General features: G+C 41.6%; 18 protein-coding genes and 5 tRNA genes. 5 read left to right on the top strand and 18 right to left on the bottom strand.

The features are described 5' to 3' along the window. Positions 1-2 precede the first annotated feature (2 nt). The 4 genes from HGG78_RS10105 to HGG78_RS10090 form a co-directional block, all read right to left on the bottom strand. Positions 3-272, bottom strand: coding sequence for a hypothetical protein (locus tag HGG78_RS10105; RefSeq protein WP_094133982.1), 270 nt, complete (start codon positions 270-272; stop codon positions 3-5). Further along, positions 269-934: a hypothetical protein gene (locus HGG78_RS10100; protein WP_172532804.1), complete on the bottom strand. Its 666-nt coding sequence runs from the start codon at positions 932-934 to the stop codon at positions 269-271. The genes HGG78_RS10105 and HGG78_RS10100 overlap by 4 nt, the downstream gene beginning before the upstream one ends. Next, positions 931-1,698 (bottom strand): hypothetical protein, encoded by a 768-nt coding sequence (locus tag HGG78_RS10095; RefSeq protein WP_172532803.1) that lies wholly within the window; start codon positions 1,696-1,698, stop codon positions 931-933. Before HGG78_RS10095 ends, HGG78_RS10100 begins: the two co-directional genes overlap by 4 nt. A 371-nt stretch (positions 1,699-2,069) precedes the next feature. After that, positions 2,070-2,240, bottom strand: coding sequence for a hypothetical protein (locus tag HGG78_RS10090; protein WP_016791538.1), 171 nt, complete (start codon positions 2,238-2,240; stop codon positions 2,070-2,072). Positions 2,241-2,480: 240 nt separating this feature from the next. On the opposite strand from HGG78_RS10090, the gene HGG78_RS10085 reads away from it, so the two are divergent. Then, positions 2,481-3,404 (top strand): BrxR family helix-turn-helix transcriptional regulator, encoded by a 924-nt coding sequence (locus HGG78_RS10085; RefSeq protein ID WP_172532802.1) that lies wholly within the window; start codon positions 2,481-2,483, stop codon positions 3,402-3,404. A 537-nt stretch (positions 3,405-3,941) separates the two neighbouring features. Here HGG78_RS10085 and HGG78_RS10080 read toward each other — a convergent pair. The 4 genes from HGG78_RS10080 to HGG78_RS10065 form a co-directional block, all read right to left on the bottom strand. After that, positions 3,942-4,367 (bottom strand): hypothetical protein, encoded by a 426-nt coding sequence (locus tag HGG78_RS10080; protein WP_172532801.1) that lies wholly within the window; start codon positions 4,365-4,367, stop codon positions 3,942-3,944. Then, positions 4,348-5,445 (bottom strand): hypothetical protein, encoded by a 1,098-nt coding sequence (locus HGG78_RS10075; protein ID WP_069573362.1) that lies wholly within the window; start codon positions 5,443-5,445, stop codon positions 4,348-4,350. The genes HGG78_RS10080 and HGG78_RS10075 overlap by 20 nt, the downstream gene beginning before the upstream one ends. 196 nt (positions 5,446-5,641) lie before the next feature. Continuing rightward, positions 5,642-7,024 carry a DEAD/DEAH box helicase gene (locus HGG78_RS10070; protein ID WP_172532800.1) on the bottom strand — a complete coding sequence of 461 codons (1,383 nt, stop codon included), beginning with the start codon at positions 7,022-7,024 and terminating at the stop codon, positions 5,642-5,644. Next, positions 7,009-7,551, bottom strand: coding sequence for a hypothetical protein (locus tag HGG78_RS10065; protein ID WP_172532799.1), 543 nt, complete (start codon positions 7,549-7,551; stop codon positions 7,009-7,011). The genes HGG78_RS10070 and HGG78_RS10065 overlap by 16 nt, the downstream gene beginning before the upstream one ends. A 101-nt stretch (positions 7,552-7,652) precedes the next feature. Between HGG78_RS10065 and HGG78_RS10060 the strand changes: the two genes are divergently transcribed. Genes HGG78_RS10060 through HGG78_RS19290 form a run of 3 tightly spaced genes read left to right on the top strand, consistent with a single transcriptional unit; the run spans position 7,653 to position 10,187 of the window. Beyond that, positions 7,653-7,976, top strand: coding sequence for a helix-turn-helix domain-containing protein (locus HGG78_RS10060; RefSeq protein WP_172532798.1), 324 nt, complete (start codon positions 7,653-7,655; stop codon positions 7,974-7,976). Continuing rightward, positions 7,973-9,511 carry a dGTPase gene (gene dgt, locus HGG78_RS10055; protein WP_172532797.1) on the top strand — a complete coding sequence of 513 codons (1,539 nt, stop codon included), beginning with the start codon at positions 7,973-7,975 and terminating at the stop codon, positions 9,509-9,511. Before HGG78_RS10060 ends, dgt begins: the two co-directional genes overlap by 4 nt. Continuing rightward, positions 9,501-10,187 (top strand): primase 1D-like protein, encoded by a 687-nt coding sequence (locus HGG78_RS19290; RefSeq protein ID WP_422108882.1) that lies wholly within the window; start codon positions 9,501-9,503, stop codon positions 10,185-10,187. Before dgt ends, HGG78_RS19290 begins: the two co-directional genes overlap by 11 nt. Before the next feature lie 213 nt (positions 10,188-10,400). On the opposite strand, the gene HGG78_RS10050 is transcribed toward HGG78_RS19290, so the two are convergent. The 10 genes from HGG78_RS10050 to HGG78_RS10005 all read right to left on the bottom strand — a co-directional run bounded on the left by HGG78_RS10050 (position 10,401) and on the right by HGG78_RS10005 (position 18,466). After that, complete coding sequence (locus tag HGG78_RS10050) at positions 10,401-11,306, bottom strand: SPOR domain-containing protein (protein ID WP_172532796.1); 906 nt, start codon at positions 11,304-11,306, stop codon at positions 10,401-10,403. Between the two features lie 225 nt (positions 11,307-11,531). Further along, entirely contained in the window at positions 11,532-12,470 is a 939-nt protein-coding gene (locus tag HGG78_RS10045) for an ABC transporter permease (protein ID WP_053309745.1), read from the bottom strand. A 2-nt stretch (positions 12,471-12,472) separates the two neighbouring features. Further along, a complete protein-coding gene (locus tag HGG78_RS10040; RefSeq protein ID WP_053309746.1) occupies positions 12,473-13,450 on the bottom strand; it encodes an ABC transporter permease in 978 nt (325 codons plus the stop codon). A gap of 196 nt (positions 13,451-13,646) precedes the next feature. Continuing rightward, positions 13,647-15,203 (bottom strand): ABC transporter substrate-binding protein, encoded by a 1,557-nt coding sequence (locus tag HGG78_RS10035; protein WP_053309747.1) that lies wholly within the window; start codon positions 15,201-15,203, stop codon positions 13,647-13,649. A gap of 108 nt (positions 15,204-15,311) precedes the next feature. After that, positions 15,312-17,027: a dipeptide ABC transporter ATP-binding protein gene (locus HGG78_RS10030; RefSeq protein WP_053309748.1), complete on the bottom strand. Its 1,716-nt coding sequence runs from the start codon at positions 17,025-17,027 to the stop codon at positions 15,312-15,314. Between the two features lie 878 nt (positions 17,028-17,905). Beyond that, positions 17,906-17,982: transfer RNA gene (locus HGG78_RS10025), tRNA-Pro, on the bottom strand. A gap of 8 nt (positions 17,983-17,990) precedes the next feature. After that, positions 17,991-18,066, bottom strand: a tRNA-His gene (locus HGG78_RS10020). A 42-nt stretch (positions 18,067-18,108) separates the two neighbouring features. After that, positions 18,109-18,185, bottom strand: a tRNA-Pro gene (locus HGG78_RS10015). A gap of 85 nt (positions 18,186-18,270) precedes the next feature. Further along, positions 18,271-18,346, bottom strand: a tRNA-His gene (locus tag HGG78_RS10010). Positions 18,347-18,389: 43 nt separating this feature from the next. Further along, a tRNA-Arg gene (locus tag HGG78_RS10005) sits at positions 18,390-18,466 on the bottom strand. Between the two features lie 294 nt (positions 18,467-18,760). Here HGG78_RS10005 and HGG78_RS10000 point away from each other — a divergent pair. Continuing rightward, positions 18,761-19,168: a c-type cytochrome gene (locus HGG78_RS10000; protein ID WP_053309749.1), complete on the top strand. Its 408-nt coding sequence runs from the start codon at positions 18,761-18,763 to the stop codon at positions 19,166-19,168. Positions 19,169-19,229: the final 61 nt, after the last annotated feature.

Raw genomic sequence — 19,229 nt, 5'->3', positions numbered from 1 at the left:
TCCTAGCGAACTGCTTTGATAATGTCTTTTGCCAATAGCCAAGTCTCTTCACCAAGTTGGCGAACATTGCTTTCAAACTCAGCCACACTCAAATTACGTTCGGATGCCGTTTGTATCACATCCATCAAGGCTTGATATTGGCTATGGTCTTTAATCGCAGGACTTAACGTCTCTAGATCAAAACGAGTGTCTAACAATAACTGAAGCTCTCGCTCTGCCAATTGACTGTTTGCGGTGGCTACAGACTTCTTAATTCGGTTTCTCATACTCATTTGGCTTTCTCCAGGTAAGGTTGTGCTTTCTGATCGAGTTCACGAACCTTATCTAAGCCTTTAGAAGCCTGATTCGATAACTCACTAAGTTGTTGATTGATATTATTTCGTAATTGCTCTAAATCGACACTTTCAAGCAGGTCATGCTGCACATCTTGCACCTCTCGAATGCTATTAAGATGAGCAGTAATGGTCTGATTTCCCTGTCTCATTAATGTAAAACTCTGGCGTATATCAGCTAACATTACAGACTCAGCCTTTTCCAATGGCACTATGAGCTCACGGCGTTTAGCCTCTATTTCTTCAGTAGCAACAAGCGCCCATTCCTTCACACCATTTAACTGAGCCAACCTATTAGGCGTATCCACGGCAACAAAATCATCTACTTGGTTGTCATAGACCACTTTCCCCTGAGCCATTTCAATCAGCATTCCTTTGACTATCCAGTCTTCCAACAATGCAGGCACCCACTCGTTGTACAAGTAGTCTTCTCGCTGCTTTTTAAGAACAGCCATGTGCTGACGAACCAAGTCCATATAGGCCTGTTCGACATGCGTCATGTCCTTATCCATTTTGTAGGACAGCTCAACGATTTCTTTAGGGATCGAGGCCGAACAAGCAGAAAGAAGCAAAGAAAACATGACTATCCATAATGACTTCATATGGCTTTTCCTATAAAAGTTATGATCTGGGCATTCACAGCCTCAAAATTAAGTAGATACAACGGCATTGCTAATGCTATGACCATCACACCTATCTTTTGAAGATTGTTTAGGAACCTCTGCTCTACAGATGTTGTTCGAATCGCATGAGACGCAAACACCGTAAGGCATATAGCTCCAGCTTGGCTTATTGCAGTCAAAATAATGTGGAAAGGAAGGTGATCCAAACGAATGGCCTCGATATATGCTTTTAGCCCTTGACCTTTTAACGCTTGGACGACACTGACGTAGTAAGGGTCTATTGGGGAGCGATAGATGGAATACAAAATGTAAAACAGAACACCATAGGCTAGGGCCTTAATAGCTTTTGTATTCTTGGATTCAAAATAACCGAGAGTAAAAGCGGAATTGAAAAGAAGGAAGAATAGACTAAACCCGAGAGCCCACTCTCGATGGCGAATGTAGAGAATAGCAGCGATAACCCCGAGTACTCCAAAGAGGAACACTTCACCATCAACTTGCGATTTCGGTGGCTGGCCGCCGTTGTAGTTATGGTTATGATTGGTAACGTTATTGCCATGACCAATCTGGATATTACTGTCATCGCTCGCGGTGATTGTACCGCTATTCGAGACGCTAACATGGCCCTTTGACAGCCCCTCGCCGTTGCGAGAGTCTGCATTAAGTATTTTTGTCCAAACAATGCCAGCGATCGGGCCAATTAGAACCGCGAGCACGATTGGATCTGTCAGTAGATCTAACATAGGTGTTGTACCTTTCTATAGGGCAGGTAACCCCGCCAAACTAAATTGATGTCACTTATCGTGGGTATGAACGTTTATGCTTACAAACGTTTTCGAGTCGGCCGAAACGGCGACGCACATACGCGCAAACATCAACGAGTTTTGGTCGAATACTCATGAGAGATTCCTCCATACTTCTTAACAAAGAGGGAACTCAACGATTGAAGTGAAAGCTATAGAAAGGTAATATCGCAATTCTCACCGAGCGATTGGGTTTCTATAGAGACCTGAGACCTCTTAGTGTTGGGTCTTGTAATCGATCACGCCAATGACGACTACATCTCACTTCGCTAGTAAAAAGGCACTTTTAGTATTTTACTGAAAGTGCCTTTTTATTTTTCTTTACGAACGCCTTTGAATGGTGTGCCATCTTGCTTCACATCCATAAAACGCCCAGTATTCGCATCACGCTTGACCCAATGACCCGAAGGTGTTTGAGTTTGTGAACGTTCGCGAACCATACCATGACGTCGGTTATCGCCTGTTTTTCCGTTAGTTGCCATACGGTTCTCCTGCAAATTCAAATAAAGTATCTTGGGTCAAGGCTATCTAGCATTGACCATACTATTACTATGCCATAAAAATTGAGCAGCGATCAACCAAAAGTTAAAAAATTAACCTGCATGGATTAATTTTTTAACTCTAAATAATTAAATACCACCAACAATAACCAGGATTAAACTCTATTTTTTGCTATACTATGGTTAAATTTAGTTGGTAACAAACTGAAAGAGACATACAGAATGTACACTATAAGTGACTTAATCGAAGAAACCGGTAACCAACCAAGAGCAGTGCGACTCGCGTTTATCGACTTTAAGGTTAGATTTAGTGGAAGAATATATAGGACAGAAATAGTAGATGAATTTGGTGTATCTGAGCCTTTAGCAACAAAAGACCTTAATGAGTATAAACAACTTACTCAACAAAATAATATTCACCCGAAGTCTCACCAGATCAAGCTCGATACTTATTCCCCCTTGGTTGCTATAGATGCCCGTAAGGCCCTCGAAATGCATTTTGAAGGTTTCTGTCGCCATAAGCTACATAGTCACAAATCCCTGTATTATAAACGAGCTTGTGATTTGAAGACCGATTTGGATCCAGATGCAGTAGCTGTAATTACTAGGGCTATTACAGACAAAAAACGTGTTGTAGGAGAATACATATCTGCTAATAGTCATAATCGTAACATCCGGACATTGGAGCCCTCTACAGTTTTCTTTGATGGTTTAAACTGGGTTTTTCGAGCAAAAGATATTAAAGAAGCCCCTCATCTTTCAATATTCAAAAGTTTCCATTTTTCGCGCTTTGAAAGAATAACACATACTAATGAAGACTCACTATCATCAGTTAATGATGATAGTGAGTGGAATACACTGATCCCGATCCAATTAAGCCTGCACCCCAATCTCGATGATAAAGGAAAAGAAGCTATTCGTATCGAGTTTGGAATGGGTAACAATGAAGACCTAGTTGTGGTTGAAAAAGCCGTATTTGCTTGGTCATTGCTAGAAAGGTGGGCAGTTGACTCAGGGACAACTCCTTGCAAAGTTCCTACGAAAGCGAACAGGTTCAAATTCTACTTAAAGAATGCGGATATGTTACGGCACGTAAATAGTGTAGAACGAATGATGCATGACTATGTGATAACAACTGAAATGTAGATGGGTCCTGTCTAAAATATACTCCCACCACGACCACAGCTGCGCCATTAACTTTCAAGTGAAAATCTAATGGCGTAGCACCCAGCCCACCGATAGCACCATTTATGGATTGGGCAATCACGGGATGCTGGTTTATCAACATAATCCGATAAGTTTGAGCAGGGCAAACGCGAGTTACAACTGAGCTTTATCTTTGCTCAGGCAACCATTGCAAAAATTACAACAGTTCAACTACCGAGGAATACTCGGTAGTTGATTGATAAGCAATGTGCATACTTTGCACATTAGCTAGTTCTATATCGAAAACGACGCGCTCTGAAACGTTTCGGGGCAGAAATGAGCTTACCAACATCGTCCTATTTGATCCCAATCAGAAAAGAAAACACTGCTCCTATAAGAACTATGCTTTCTTTCAGTTTACCCACGTAATCTTAGATATTAACCATTAAGGTAGGTGCTACACTTTTAAGGACTCATAACAAACCATATTGTCCTCCAACAAATGCGATTGATACTTTAGTACTTTTAATTCAATCATTACTGGCCGTTTCGTGTATAAACATCAATGTCAGAACGCCATGGTACTGAAGCCGAAATAGTTTTTTCCAATGTATACCCATTAGTTACCAAGTGTTCGGTCATTAGCGGTTTTAGGAAAATACCCATAGCTAAAGAAAGTGAAACAGCAATGATAGGCATGTATATGCCTATCGCCTTTCTCATGGGCTGTGAAAGCTTCATTCTTGTATTAAAAAATAATGAATACGTGCCTACGATAACAATACTTAGAATCCAAAATAGGATGGGGGAAATAGCAAAAAAATAGCTTAACTCTATGGTTTTACTACTAAGTTTATAAACATTAAAAATGTCTTCTAAACTCAAGTAAAGTGCAAAGGGTAAACCAATTAAACTCACTAATGCACCGTATGAATATATAAGCTTATTCGCTATTTGTGGCATTTTTCAATCCTTCAACGATAGCATCTTCAATTTTAAATGATTCCCAAATTTCATTTATTGCCCAATCAACACCAACCCACAGTACAACACCTGCTAATATCGGTAGAGCAATACCCAAACCTACAGTTAAGCTAACCACATAAGCACTAGTAGAAAGAACGGTCATAGCTTTGAAAAAATCACTGCCAACATGCCCAAACCAATCAACTAAATGATAATCATCATTAAATACTAATTCGTTTGTGTTTATTCCGGCGGAGATAATCATGCTTAACACCGCTCCTTTTTTAAAGCCATTCACAGTATCTTTTGCCAAAACACCTAATTGCTTTACCGTTGGATTAGATATTGGATATGGATGGTTTTTCTTTATATTTAAACCATTAACAACTGCATAGTGCATTTTTTTATCATTCCAAAGGCTGGATATGATGATTTTTTCCTTGCCTTTAGCATCTAAGTATTGTTTGACGGTCACCCCTAAACCACCCAGAGCTTTTGTTACTTTTGTAGCAGCAACAAGGCCAACACCGATATCAAATTTAGAATGAATCTCTTCTAACAATTTCAATGTTTCAGTGCCAATAGTTTCACCATCTGTATTTTTTTGCTGCCAAATGTTTATCGCGCATTTAGCTGCATCATCGACAGTGAAAATACAAACCTGTGTATGTCGTTTCTCTAAATAGGCTTTTAAATCTTCCTTTAGGTCTTTATTCCATTCTTTCTCTGTAAGATCATAAGCAGCTTGAGCTTGTCGAGCTAATTGGTCCGCTCGTTGTGCGGCGTAACGTTCTTTATTGGCTTGTACATATTTCCAATTCTTTTCACGCTGTGCAAGGTTTTGCCTACTTTGTGCTTCTAGCCTTTCTTTCATCGTCATTTTAGGCAGTTCAGGTTCAAGCATTGGTTGCATACTTGGAATTGCAGCTCCCGATGATCTAAAATTGTTAGCTTCAGCGACATTAAGTGCGGCACTGCTTCTATCCCATTCTCTTTGGTTATAGCAAGATGCGCAATTGCAGGTTTCAGGGTCTTTCCAAAATGGACAACAATAAGAACGCTGTTTGTCAAACATAGGGATGATGTACCATCATTATTTAGGATTGCCTATGATAACCCAAAAAAATCACAGGCAAAAACTTGCCCAGCATCTTGTTGCACAATTAAAATTTAAGTTTTATCTCAGTAACCGACTGATATATAATACTTTTATACATCATTAATTGCAGACCAAACAAAGTAGAAACTCCACCACCATTATCGGTCAAAAACTACACAAACGCCGATATCACTCGCTGCTTAAAGCGCCCTAAATGTAACTCATCAAAGGGCTCATTTGAGCCATCATCTGACGTTCCATTTTTAATTGAAGAGTTCCAATCCAGAGTGGGGACGATTATGTCATCCTGTTCAGAAGTGGCCGATTGCAGTGGGCGGATATTCGAACCGTCGATGTGGAAAGCTTCGTTTTGACCCATTTTCGCAAACAGGCAGGTTTCAGGAATATCTTGCTCAATGCGTTCGGAATATTCGATAAGGCTTTGCTCTGCAAAAGTGAACAGCCAAGCCTCTTGGTTCGGCTCATCGTTCACTCTCAAAATACGGCCAAGTACTTGCCTAAAGTACAATTCGGTTTTCACTGAGCTGATATGGCAACAAACTTGCAATCTTGGGATATCGGTCCCCTCACTAATCATACCGACACTGACAATCCACTCGGTTTTACCATGACGGTAAGCATTAATTTCAGACAGCGGCTCATCATGACGATAGGTAACAATCGCAGCCGATTGATGAAACTGAGTCACTAATATTTTTTGGATTTTCTTTGCATGTTGTACCGACGCCGCCACAACTAACCCTCCGGCATTGGGCGATTCCAGACGAATATTCGCCAGTTTGTTACAGCCCAAACCAAGGAGATATTCCATCGCTTCATCATTATGGATGATGCTCTGGTATGACGTTTTTGTCTGTTTCAGTAACTCTAATATAGAAGAAAACGATTGAACCTCTTTGCTACCAGTAATGGTGAGATGTTCGTTATCCACCAAAACAATCTTTGGTGAACGGCACACTCTGTCTTCAATCGCCTGTTTCAAGCTGTATTGATAATCGACGAGCAGTTGGCCATCAGGGTCACTGTATTCCGCCATCACAATCGGTAAGGAATCCGAGCGCCATGGCGTTCCAGATAGCGCTAACGTATAAGTGGCGAGCCCTTGAACTTTGGAGAGTATTTGCTGCCCCCATGCATTCGCGCCTTCCATTTCAGATCCTGAACAATGATGGATTTCATCAAATACGACAAACACTCGGTATTTAGTCAGGATCCGCCAAAATTCATCATTTAAAAATTGAATGGATTGATAGGTCAGTGATTGCCCAATGGAGCCTAAGCCACCATTGAACGTACAATGTAATGTCTTGGAGAAGGTTCTTTTTATACTGTCGGCCACACTGAGCGTTGGGGAGAAGCACAACACCAAGTCAATTAAATTGCTCGCCAATAAGCGTTTAGCAATTTCGGCGGCTAGGATAGTTTTACCGGCTCCCGGGGTTGCTTGACAGAAAAAATGAGACTGCTCGCCTTGATACTTTGTTAACGCTCTCATCGCACAGTCTCTTTGCCAATCTCTTAACATCGAGTGCATCCTTCTGATAACGACGTTAGTACATTGGTTAATACATTGATTTTACCCAGTAATAATGCGGAACGTTCTCTCGCTATCTTAAGCAGTGGTGTGATTTGAGTACTCAATTCAGGAAAACGTTGACTCAACGACTGATATTCTTCTATTTCACCGAGAATAATTTCTAACTCACCCTGATGTTCACCACGCTCTGTCATCAAGACCGAGTATCCATCCATGGCTGAAGTTGACGGTTGGGAAATCCGAACTTTAGGCGATGAGCTCTCTCGGCAGATTATATCGAGTCCTCGAAAGAGTTCCGTTTGGAAATACTTTTTTTGCCTTCCGATCCCTTCACAACTCAGCCAACCTTTTTTCTCAAGTACTAAAATTTGACGATAAATGAACTTCCGGGCTTCTTCAGGATCGGGATCAACACCTTCAAGCAACAGCAATGCATCTCGAATTTCCACAACCGAAAAATTATCCATCTGTTTTTCAATCAACAGTTGATGCATAAACGCATTCATTTTTTGAGAACGATTCATTGACTATTCTAAAACCATAAAACTAAGGATTGCTTAGTATACATAAATCAGTAAAACTAAGAAAATCTTAGTTACATTGAGCCTAGAGATATGAATCCTAAGTGTCGTTCGACAACCCAATCCCAATACGCCTCAAAGAAGCGCGTAAAAAAGCCAAGCTCTCACAAAAAATGTTGGGAGTTCGCATAGGTATGGATGAAAGTTCAGCTAGTCCTAGGATGAATCAATACGAAAAGGGAAAACACACACCTGACGTCCACACGCTTAAGCTGATTGCTGATGAGCTTGGAGTACCTTTGAATTACTTCTTTTGTGAAGATGAGAAATCAGCCAAGCTCGCCACTTTGATCGAAAAATTATCCGAACAACAAAAAGAACAACTAATAAAACACGTAATGTCTAAATATTTGGAAACGTCAGAATGAAACAATTTATAAAAACCGATAGACACCGAACTTCCACAGCAGATCACCATTCTTTCCTTGCTGCGACACAAAGTGACCGAGCCCGATTGATATATTCCGCCGCATTCAGAAGGTTACAGCAAAAGGCACAAGTTTTTTCTCTCGAAAGCAATTCAGCGGTACGCTCTAGGCTCACTCATTCTATCGAAGTATCCCACATAGGCCGCTACATCGTGGCTGCGATTTTTGAAAAGCTAGATTCAGCTCAGAATATTTCTCATGAACAGAAAGAATACTGGAAAGAGCATAGCTTAGCTCTATCGAATATTGTTGAGACTGCATGCTTAATGCACGATATAGGCAATCCACCTTTCGGGCATTTTGGAGAGGCAGCAATTGCAAAATGGGCAAGTTCCTCTGAAGCAAAAGCTAGTTTATGTAACGCATTATCAGTAGATATCAAAGAGTATGATGACTTCTCTCCTTTAAAAGATTTTGAGCATTTTGATGGTAATCCACAAGGCTTTCGTATCATTACTAAACTTCAAGGTGATGACGGTTTCTACGGGTTAAACCTCACCTACACTCAGCTTGCCGCTTTTCTTAAGTATACCTACAGCCCTAGTACTAAGATTGGAAATGAAGATGCCCCCTTTAGCAAAAAAATTGGCTTTTTTGACACTGAAAGAAGTGTAATTGAAAATGCTTGGAATTCTTTAAGTATGTCCCACAACTCAAGACATCCTCTAGGCTTTTTGATGGAAGCATCTGATGACATATCTTACTGTATAAGCGATATAGAAGATGGTATAGAAAAAGGGATTATCTCCATAGAACACTTCCGAACAGAAATCCTCAAAGGGTTAAAAGAAGTATCCCAAAAATACGAAAAACCGGATATCTGCTCAGAACTGATGAAAAGACTACAATCAGATAAGGGGGAAGCAATTGGGGTATTCCTTTCTTTTAAAACGAAGCTTTCAAACTTTCTAGTAGATAGTGTCGCTCAAAGATTTATCGATAACTACAACGAGTTTGTGAACCTTAGCATCAAAAAGGAGATTATTTGCAAAGGTACTCTTGAACATGACTTACTGAAGGTACTAAAAGTCTATACTGGTGACTTTCTTTTTACTTCCTATGAGGCTGAGTGCATGGAACTATCAGGCTTTTCCATCATTTCAGGCATTCTTGAAGAATACCAAAAGCTACTATCTCTTTCGAAAACAGAATTTACGTACTTGGTAGTTAATGATTTTAATAAGATCAAAGAAAACGACTTACACATACACAGACGACTTTTTAATCGTTTACCTAAAAAACACTTGAAAGCATACGAAGCTACTATAATTGGCAGCTCTATTCCTGAAGTAGAAAAACTGTTAGCTAAAGATAGCACTACACTAGAAGAGTACTTTGCGGAAAAGATATCTGAGTTTGATAGTAAAGCTGAGTGGAACTTAAGAGCTCACCTAATCGTGGATTTCGTTTCTGGTATGACCGACCAATTCTCGATGGAGTTCTATCAAATGTTAAAGGGGATAAATGTTAAATAATCATACAGATAACAGTTTCCACGGTATGAAACTAAGTCGCCACCCTGTAGCTTGGGTGGCACAGGTATTGGCTCCTTGGATAAATAGTAATGCTCGACTAGAGATGAGTAGGTACCAGTACGTCCCCCAATCTTTCAATGACTACAGATCAACATTTTTGGTACCAATCGTTCAAGTGAACGAGAGTTCACTTCTTGAGATGTTGATGTCTCTAGAGCCAGAGACTGAACTAGCGGTACATTCAAAAGTATTCTTTAACAATGAATGCTACCATATTCCAATGATAGACTTTGGCTCAAAAGGCTCTACACCTTCTGCGTCAGAGGCTATTAAAGAACTATGTCGATATTGGAACATGGGCTTCAACCTATACGAAAGTGGTCGATCATTTCATGGTTATGGCAATCGACTATTAACAAATACTCAATGGCTTCAATTTATGGGAAGCCTTTTACTCTTAAACAAACCAAGTGGCTACAAGCTTATAGATGAACGGTGGGTAGGACATCGTATTATGGGAGGGTACTCAGCATTAAGGTGGAGCAAAAACACATCACACTATAAACGCTTTCCAGTTCATTGTGGTTTCGTTAACGCAGACACATTTCAAGTACAAGAAACTGATATCAATTCTATAATCCCCCCAACTCCGAGACCTATAGGTCCTCTTTTTTAATGAATTTAAGTCTGGAAAATAAATTTTCCAGACTTAAATATTCTTAAATTTTAACCCATTTTTTGTCTTTTCTGGAAAACTGTCCTTATAGCTTGCTATCACAAGGTTTCCAGAAAATTTCCAGAGAAGAATATAAATGGTATGATGATACCATGAGGTAACCCTTTGTATTAATTTAAAAATCCCGCGAAATGCGGGATTTTTAGTTAAATGCTACTTCACACAAATAACATTGAGTAGAGATGAGCCTTTAAGCTGGCTAACCTTACCACTGGTAAACAACCCTTTTTTACCCCATCCCCAATACGGAAGATGCATTGGCCATTGATCACTTTTCATCAGTTTTGAATCAAGCAGACGCTGCCACTCTTCTTCAGTAGCCAAACGCATGTTGAGTGTGGCACAGGTTTTTTCTGCCGAATCATAACTTAAACGATTCCAAGCTAACCCATGTTCCATATAAAACTGGTCATCACCAGAGGTGATATGCGGCACTTGGTATTCAATGCCATTGGTTGTAGCGCTCAAGCGAATAGTCATATTGCTAGCCGCTGTCGCTTGAGCTTTAGGAACTTCCGCTAATGTTTTCGGCTGTGCTTTGGGTTTAGCCTGAGGCTTTTTAGTGGCAACGGGTGCTGGCGCTTTCGGTTTTTGTACTGAAGCCGCAGCCTGACCATTGCTTCTTTGCACTTCACGAATAAACGCTTCTTTGTATCCAGGTACTTTTTGTATTAACGGTAGCTCTTTCTGTGCTTGCGCATAGTCAGTATAAGGGCCAATCAAACAGCGGTAGGTGTTGGCTTCTGGTTTAAGCCAAACGTCGGTAGAGATATGTGCATAAAACAATTTAGCTTTTTGTAGCGGCAAGGGCTTACTCAATACTCCGCATTGAATCCAAAAATTTGAAGACTGACTTTTGGGCTTTTGTTTGCCCCATAGCCCTTGACCAATAGGACATGCCTTATCCAAAACCGGTAATTGATTGGTCGATGCTTGTGTTGCATCACAGAGAAAATCTTCCGCCCATACGGGTTGGAAAAAGGCAGGAAGAGCCAATAGTGTCAAGCTCGAAACGGTGCGAAGCATATTTTTCAGCATCAGACCCATACTCATATCCATATTATTTGTTAATTATAGTAACAACATTGCTCGTTCAATGTTCAACATCTTCATACCATACCCTAACTATTTGAAACTTCTGTGAGATAGCAAACGAATGAAAATTAACTCGTCAAAATAATGCCAGCAAATAGCGCGAGTACAAAAATCATGCAAAAAAAGAGCCGCATTATTCTGCAGCTCTTAGTGTAGGTATCTTTTGATCAAAAAATCAATGAATTCACATCACCCTTTATAGATCTTAGGGTTGAACACATCGCGTAACCAGTCACCGAGTAAATTGATAACCAAAACCAACGTGACCAACACAAAACCTGGGAATGCAGTAATCCACCACGCGCCAGAGAATATGTAGTTAAAACCAATACTGATCAGCGCACCAAGTGACGGTTGGTCGACCGGCAAACCTAAACCAAGGAAAGAAAGTGCCGCCTCAGACATGATGGCGTTGGCAATTTGTACCGTAGAGATAACCAAAATTGGCGACAAACAGTTCGGTAGAATATGACGGAACATAATGCGTGGCGCTTTAAAGCCCATCACACGAGCTGCTTCCACATACTCTTTCTTCTTCTCTGCCAATACAGAGGCTCGAATGGTACGTGCATATTGCGGCCATTCTGCAACGCCAATAATCACTACCAACATTACCACTGCATATTGGCTGTAGAACTCGCTGCCAAAACTGGCTTTAAAAATAGCCGAAACAATGATCGCCACCATCATGGTCGAAAATGACAACTGAACATCAGCAAAACGCATCAAAAAGCTATCAATACGGCCACCAAAATAACCGGCAGAAAGACCAATCACAATCCCCAGAATTAACTGTAAACCAACCGCAAGAAAGCCAATCGTCAATGATAAACGAGAGCCATAAAGCATGGTTGAGAATATGTCGCGACCTTGCTCATCAGTACCCAAAATAAAGCGTTCTTCTCCACCATCCATCCATGATGGTGGTAATTCAGCATCCATAATATCAATCGATGACAGATCGTACGGGTTGCTTGGCGCAATTAATGGTGCCGCGATAGACAGAGTTAAGAACATCAGGAAGATGGCAAAACTGGTCATCGCAACTTTATCGCGCAAGAAATGATAAAGAAAATCAGACTGTTTGAAACGCTCCCAACGAGATGGAGCAGCAGCAAATTGGCTCATGGTTAAGCTCCTTTTCCAGTTAGGTTAACGGTTGGGTTAATAAGCCCATATAGCAGGTCAACAATGGTATTGGTCACCACGAAAATCAAACCCACAAAAATAACGTAGGCGGTGATCAACGGAGTATCGACACGGTTGATGGCTTCAAGGAAAAGAAAGCCTGTACCCGGCCACTGGAAAACAGTTTCGGTTAAAATGGTGTACGCCACCATAGTACCGATTTGGACACCACCTACTGTTAATACTGGTAGCATGGTGTTCTTCAACGCATGTTGATAATAAATTTTGTTCAATGCCAAGCCTTTTGCTTTGGCAAATTTAATGTATTCAGAACTCAATACCTCTAGCATTTCAGAACGCACCAAACGGATAAACAGCGGTAGCATGATCGATGCCAGTGATACACACGGCAAAACAAGGTGCGCTAACCCATCAAGAGTGAAAAAGCCTGACTCCCAACCTAACCAGTTAGCGGTTTCGCCACGCCCGTAAGAAGGCAGCCAGCCCAAGGCGATAGAAAATACATACATCAACATAATCGCGGTCAAAAACACGGGGATGGAAATACCGATACTACTGCCGGCCATCACGACCTTAGTAAAGAAGCTCTTGGGATGAATGGCGGTATACACACCCAAAGGAATCGAGCAAACAATGATGATGATGGTTGCACCTAGCACGAGCTCTAGCGTGGCAACTAACTTGTCTAAAATCACGTCAACGGCTGGACGTTTGAAAAAATAAGATGTGCCTAAGTCACCTTGAACGGCAGCGGTAATAAAACGAGTGTATTTGGTAACGAAAGGATCATTGAGGCCCAGTTCGTCACGCAGTGCTTGACGCTCGGCTTCTGAAACAGATTGCCCAACAAGCTCACGCAACGGATCGCCCAGGTTATCCTGAATGGCAAACGCCACTAAACTGATCACAAACATCACTATCAGTGCCTGAAACAGGCGCTTGACCAGAAACGAAAACATTCCTTGCCCCTTAACTATCCATGATGGTTCTTTTTAAAATTTAATAACTTTAATAGGAACGGAGAAATTCAGTCTCAAAAATGGCACCTAACCGACTGAAACAAAGCTAAGTACCTAAATCTTAATAAGGCATCCAACTGCGGATGCCTTGAATGGCTTAAGTGCCGCTACCGAAGTAACGGCATTGCTTAAGTAATTATTCGCTTACGACGAGGTCACCGAAGTAAGGGAATTCCATCGCGTTAACAATTGGTTTGATATCCAGTGTAGATTTCGCACCCCACGCTAGGTTCTGCCAATGTAGAGGAACAAATGCTGCATCGTTGTATAGCGTTGTTTCTACTTTTTGTAGCATCGCAGCACGTTTTGCAGGATCAGTTTCTACGTTTGATGCTTCAACTAACTTGTCAACTTCAGGGTTTGAGTAGTGACCACAGTTGTACTGACCTTTACCTGTCTCTTCGTTACGAGTCATGGTTAGGAATTCAGAGAAGTTCGCTGAATCTTCAGTATCTGAGTGCCAACCGATCATCAACATATCTGCTGCACATTTATCAAACTCTGGCCAGTATTGCGCTTTTGGCATGGTTTTTAGATCAACTTTAATGCCGATCTTAGACAGCATAGCTGCTGCCGCTTGCGCTACTTTCGCATCGTTCACGTAACGGTTATTAGGAGCGATCATTGTCAGTGTGAAGCCTTTTTCGTAACCGGCTTCTTTCATCAACGCTTTCGCTTTTTTCAGATCGTAACGTGGAACAAGGTTGGCATCATAACCTGCATAGCCTGAAGGGCCTTGTTGACCAGCCGCTGTTGCAAAACCTTTCATGATCTTATCAACAATACCTTCATTGTTAATCGCATGAACGATCGCTTGACGTACTCGTACATCTTTCAGTGCTTCATTGCTATTTTGGTTCATTTGGAAAGTAATGATACGTGTACCAGGTAAGGTCACTAGATCAATGCCTTTCGCTTGCTCAACACGTTTGTGGTCATTCGGTGCAACTGGTGCAATCATATCTACATCGCCAGAAAGCAGCGCTGCAACACGTGTTGCATCTTCTTTAATTGGCACCAACGTTAATTTATCAACGTTACCTTTAGATGCTTTATCCCAGTAATCATTGAAGCGTGCAAATTCAACTTTTACGCCTTGCTCACGTGACGTTACGACAAATGGACCTGTACCTGAAACATGAGTTGAAGCGAAAGAGTTACCATGTTTCACCACTTCAGACTTATCTTTACCGTCGTCCGTTTTACCTGAATAGAACTTGCTATCCATTGGGAAAATGTAAGTCGCCGTTTGCAGAACCAGTGGGTAAGCACCTTTCGATACGATTTCGACGGTGTAATCGTCTACTTTTACCATTTTCTCATAAGGTTCAAAGATAGCTTTGAAGTCAGGAGAATTTTGTAGTCGCTCAAACGTCCATACCACGTCGTCTGCCGTTAGTTCGTTACCAGAATGGAACTTAACACCTTTACGTAGGTTAAAGCGGAAGGTTGTTTCATCAACACGCTCCCATTTTTCAGCAAGGCGAGGTTCAAAATCAAATGTCTGGGTGTAACGAACTAGAGGATCAAACACCATGTGAGACATTTGCAGTGTGCCGCCAGATAGCTGCTCATGCGGGTCAAGTGACACTGGGTCAGCATCGTAAGCGACAGTAATATCTGCCGCGCTTGCTGCAAAGCTCAAACCTGCAGCCATTAAAGCCACTGCTAATTTGCTTTTCATGGTTTTCATTGCATAACTCCTTATGCGGGAATCCAAATCCCTAGTTGTTGTATTTGCTTCTGTTTATTAATCCCAAGCAAGCTTGGTGGTTATATATCAGTTAGTCATTATTGCGGCTTATGCCGTTACTACATCTTCTCTTAAACCTGTAAATTCAGGCATTAAAGAAATCAAATGCTGGCTATATTCATGCTGTGGTGAAGTAAACAATTGCTCGGTAGGAGCAACTTCCAGCAAGGTTCCCATTTGCATCACCCCTACGCGGTCGCACATCTGGCGAATAACCGGTAAATCATGGCTGATAAACAACATGGTTAAATTCAACTCATCTTGAAGATCTTTCAGTAGGTTGAGAATTTGTGCTTGTACCGAAACATCCAATGCTGAGGTTGGTTCATCACAAATCAATAGACGAGGACGAGTAGCCAAGGCACGAGCAATAGAAATACGCTGACGCTGGCCACCAGAAAACTCATGTGGGTATTTCACCCCTGCCATTTTACCAAGACCAACATGCTCTAGAAGATCATTAACAATTTGGCGTGTTTCTGATTCACTGTTGGTTAATTTATGAAAACGGATTGGTTCTGCGATGATATCGAATATTTTCATGCGCGGGTTCATCGACGTATATGGGTTTTGGAAAACCATCTGCATTTGTCGACGCATTGGGCGACGTTCTTTTTCCGATTTAAGACCTGTCAAATCAATACCTTCAAAACACACTTTGCCCGAATTCGGTGCGTACAGTCCGGCAATGACTCGCGCGATCGTCGATTTACCAGAGCCAGACTCCCCGACCAAACCAAATGTTTCACCTTCAAATACATCAAAACTGACATTATTCGAGGCTTGCACGTATTCACGACGACTTTCAAATAGCGAATCTTTGGTAGTAAAACGAAGATTGACGTTTTCGACAGTCAGCAGTGGACCTGTGTATTGACGATTGTCCTGACTTTGGCCTAGCCAGTGGTTTTTCACATCTAACGGCTTTAGCTCACTAGCTTCTTCGATATAACTTACTAGTGGGAAACGGTCGAGTTTCTTATCTGAACGTGGAACCGCAGAAATCAAGCTGCGAGTGTATGAGTGATCAGGTGCGCCCAAGACTTTAGCGGTTGGGCCAAATTCAACTAAGTCACCGCGATACATTACCGCAACTCGGTCTGTAACATTAGACACAACGCCCATGTCGTGGGTAACCAACATGCAGCCCACATTGTTCTTTATGCAAAGATCGCGGATCAGGCTTAGAATTTGGTCTTGAATCGAAACATCCAGCGCTGTGGTTGGCTCATCGGCAATGATGAGATCAGGTTCGCCAGCAAGCGCAATAGCAATAACCACACGCTGACGCATACCACCAGAAAATTGGTGCGGATACTGCTTCAAACGGTTCTCAGGTTGAGGAATACCAACCTGATTCATTAATGAAAGCGCTCGTTGGTAAGCTTCTTCTTCGCTAACCTTCATGTTAGCGTGAATCGTTTCAGTGAGTTGGTGTTCAACTGTGAAAAGAGGATTTAATGATGTCATCGGATCTTGGAAGATGAAACCGATTTTAGAACCGCGTACACTGCGCATCTGCTCAGGAGATAAGCCCGATATTTTTTCGCCATCGAGGAATACCTCACCACTGGCGATCAGGCCAGGAGGGCTCAATAAATCGATAACAGCGTTACCTACGGTTGATTTCCCAGCGCCAGATTCACCGACCACACCAACAATTTCACCTCGTTCAATATTGAACGACAGTGATTTTACTGCAGCATGCACACCATGACGTGACGGATATTCTATACGCAGGTTTTTAACTTCTAAAAGTGACATCCCAGACCTCTACGGCTTTGGCAATATTCTGCCCTGTCTGCAACTAACTCAAACCAAATTAGGCTCAAAGTCAGTCAAATTGAATCCATTCTTACCAGTACAATATTCTGGTAATTTATAAGCCCATCAATTTGGCAAATATTTCACAGAAAAGCAACATCCATAGGATAAAAAATCGATATCGCCTAAAAGCAAAGCAGTAAAATCGTATTTTTATGCATGACATATGCATGAAGCATTGGTCTTACCAATATTCTGGCACGTCATTAATCACCTTTAAATATAGCCTTAATCGCTAAAAAATTGCCTACCATCGATATATTCTAAAAAAAACACCAGAATAAAATCTCAAACTATTTTACGGCAAAAAACGCAACATAACAGAAACAAAAACTAGATTTTCAAACCGAATGCCAAACTAAAAACCACCATACAGCATAAATGGCAGTTGATTAGACTAAGTTTAAATTTGAGATTTACGGATAAGAAAATAATAATCCACTGCCATAATGAGTAAGGAATCAATAGTGGTATTCGTACGTTAAAATTGAGGTGAGAAGTCAAACACAGATGCAAAAAAGCATAGATGTAAAAAAGCCCCAGTCTTTCGACTGAGGCTTCTTTATAGTGGTCGATGAAGAGCCAGATCTGGAACATCAGGCGAACCCCCGACCCCATCTATCGTGACTAATACAATACACTGATGTAAAAAAGCACAGATGTAAAAAAGCCCCAGTCTTTCGACTGAGGCTTCTTATAGTGGTCGCTGAAGAGCCAGATCTGGAACATCAGGCGAACCCCCGGCCCCATTCTATCGTTACTCATACAATACACAGACGCAAAAAAGCCCCAGTCTTTCGACTGAGGCTTCTTTATAGTGGTCGGTGAAGAGGGATTCGAACCCCCGACCCTCTGGTCCCAAACCAGATGCGCTACCAAGCTGCGCTATTCACCGAAAATCAATGGGGTGGCTAACGAGATTCGAACTCGCGACCACCGGAATCACAATCCAGGGCTCTACCAACTGAGCTATAGCCACCACTAATTTTTTATATAACCGCTATTGCGATTATTGAAATAGTGGTCGGTGAAGAGGGATTCGAACCCCCGACCCTCTGGTCCCAAACCAGATGCGCTACCAAGCTGCGCTATTCACCGACGAATTTTATTTCGATTCTTGGGATGTTGCTTGAATCAAAACTGGAAACTTTCATTCACTAAGTAAATGGAGTTACCTAAATAATGGGGTGGCTAACGAGATTCGAACTCGCGACCACCGGAATCACAATCCAGGGCTCTACCAACTGAGCTATAGCCACCACTATTTTTGCCAATTTGCCACTTACTTAGTAAGCGTCCGGATGGCGCGCCCGAAAGGATTCGAACCTTCGACCTTTGGCTCCGGAGGCCAACGCTCTATCCAGCTGAGCTACGGGCGCATGCCCTATCGGCGGAGTGGAATAATACGTAGTTCACACTAGGGCGTCTAGTATTTTTTCAACTTTTTTTATCGTTTGGCGGCTTTTTCAGCAGATAATAACCATTATCTATACATTACAGATGTGACTCACCCCTTGAAGATCGCAACTTGTTGTTTATTGCAACAACTTCTCAGGATATAATCACCCAATATTTACATTGATTTAACAGGTTTTATCACTTTTAAATCAACCACACTCTAAGTATAAAAACAGGTAAACGTGAATTTACCTCTGGAATGTAAAGTGAGTTTAATGGATATGTCTCGACGAATCATAAGCGTTTTGTTCGCTGCTTTAACTTTTTCTACGGCCGCGATGGCAACAAGCCAAGCTGACTACGATGCTATTGCTGAACGCATTAAACCTGTAGGTGATGTCTATCTAGCTGGCAGTGAGCCTGTCGTTGAAGAGCCGACTGGCCCTCGCGATGGTGCAAAAGTTTACGGCACTTTTTGTATTGCTTGTCACGCTTCTGGTGTTACTGGCGCACCAAAAGCTGGTAATGCCGATGAATGGGCCCCTCGTATCGCTCAAGGTATGGACGTTCTAAAAAACCACGCAATCAACGGTTTTAATGCCATGCCTGCGAAAGGAACCTGTATGGATTGTTCTGATGATGAGATCGTCGCAGCCATCGAGCACATGATAAAAGACTTGTAGTGTATTATCTTTAAATAAAGAAGGCTTGGTATCTGACCAAGCCTTCTTTATTTGTATCGTA

Origin of the sequence: Vibrio aestuarianus (genome assembly GCF_012395185.1) — a bacterium.
GTDB lineage: Bacteria > Pseudomonadota > Gammaproteobacteria > Enterobacterales > Vibrionaceae > Vibrio > Vibrio aestuarianus.
Note: the sequence above shows the minus strand (reverse complement) of the source record. Positions and strands in the feature narration are given on the sequence as shown.

What these genes read in the sequence shown, in the direction of transcription:
- HGG78_RS10030 (WP_053309748.1), bottom strand. Translation starts at nt 17,027, where the DNA reads ATGTCACTTTTAGAAGTTAAAAACCTGCGTATAGAATATCCGTCACGT.
- HGG78_RS10100 (WP_172532804.1), bottom strand. Translation starts at nt 934, where the DNA reads ATGAAGTCATTATGGATAGTCATGTTTTCTTTGCTTCTTTCTGCTTGT.
- HGG78_RS10080 (WP_172532801.1), bottom strand. Translation starts at nt 4,367, where the DNA reads ATGCCACAAATAGCGAATAAGCTTATATATTCATACGGTGCATTAGTG.
- HGG78_RS10075 (WP_069573362.1), bottom strand. Translation starts at nt 5,445, where the DNA reads ATGTTTGACAAACAGCGTTCTTATTGTTGTCCATTTTGGAAAGACCCT.
- HGG78_RS10085 (WP_172532802.1), top strand. Translation starts at nt 2,481, where the DNA reads ATGTACACTATAAGTGACTTAATCGAAGAAACCGGTAACCAACCAAGA.
- HGG78_RS10065 (WP_172532799.1), bottom strand. Translation starts at nt 7,551, where the DNA reads ATGAATCGTTCTCAAAAAATGAATGCGTTTATGCATCAACTGTTGATT.
- HGG78_RS10095 (WP_172532803.1), bottom strand. Translation starts at nt 1,698, where the DNA reads ATGTTAGATCTACTGACAGATCCAATCGTGCTCGCGGTTCTAATTGGC.
- HGG78_RS10090 (WP_016791538.1), bottom strand. Translation starts at nt 2,240, where the DNA reads ATGGCAACTAACGGAAAAACAGGCGATAACCGACGTCATGGTATGGTT.
- HGG78_RS10105 (WP_094133982.1), bottom strand. Translation starts at nt 272, where the DNA reads ATGAGTATGAGAAACCGAATTAAGAAGTCTGTAGCCACCGCAAACAGT.
- HGG78_RS10050 (WP_172532796.1), bottom strand. Translation starts at nt 11,306, where the DNA reads ATGGATATGAGTATGGGTCTGATGCTGAAAAATATGCTTCGCACCGTT.
- HGG78_RS10000 (WP_053309749.1), top strand. Translation starts at nt 18,761, where the DNA reads ATGGATATGTCTCGACGAATCATAAGCGTTTTGTTCGCTGCTTTAACT.
- HGG78_RS19290 (WP_422108882.1), top strand. Translation starts at nt 9,501, where the DNA reads ATGTTAAATAATCATACAGATAACAGTTTCCACGGTATGAAACTAAGT.
- HGG78_RS10070 (WP_172532800.1), bottom strand. Translation starts at nt 7,024, where the DNA reads ATGCACTCGATGTTAAGAGATTGGCAAAGAGACTGTGCGATGAGAGCG.
- HGG78_RS10040 (WP_053309746.1), bottom strand. Translation starts at nt 13,450, where the DNA reads ATGTTTTCGTTTCTGGTCAAGCGCCTGTTTCAGGCACTGATAGTGATG.
- dgt (WP_172532797.1), top strand. Translation starts at nt 7,973, where the DNA reads ATGAAACAATTTATAAAAACCGATAGACACCGAACTTCCACAGCAGAT.
- HGG78_RS10035 (WP_053309747.1), bottom strand. Translation starts at nt 15,203, where the DNA reads ATGAAAACCATGAAAAGCAAATTAGCAGTGGCTTTAATGGCTGCAGGT.
- HGG78_RS10045 (WP_053309745.1), bottom strand. Translation starts at nt 12,470, where the DNA reads ATGAGCCAATTTGCTGCTGCTCCATCTCGTTGGGAGCGTTTCAAACAG.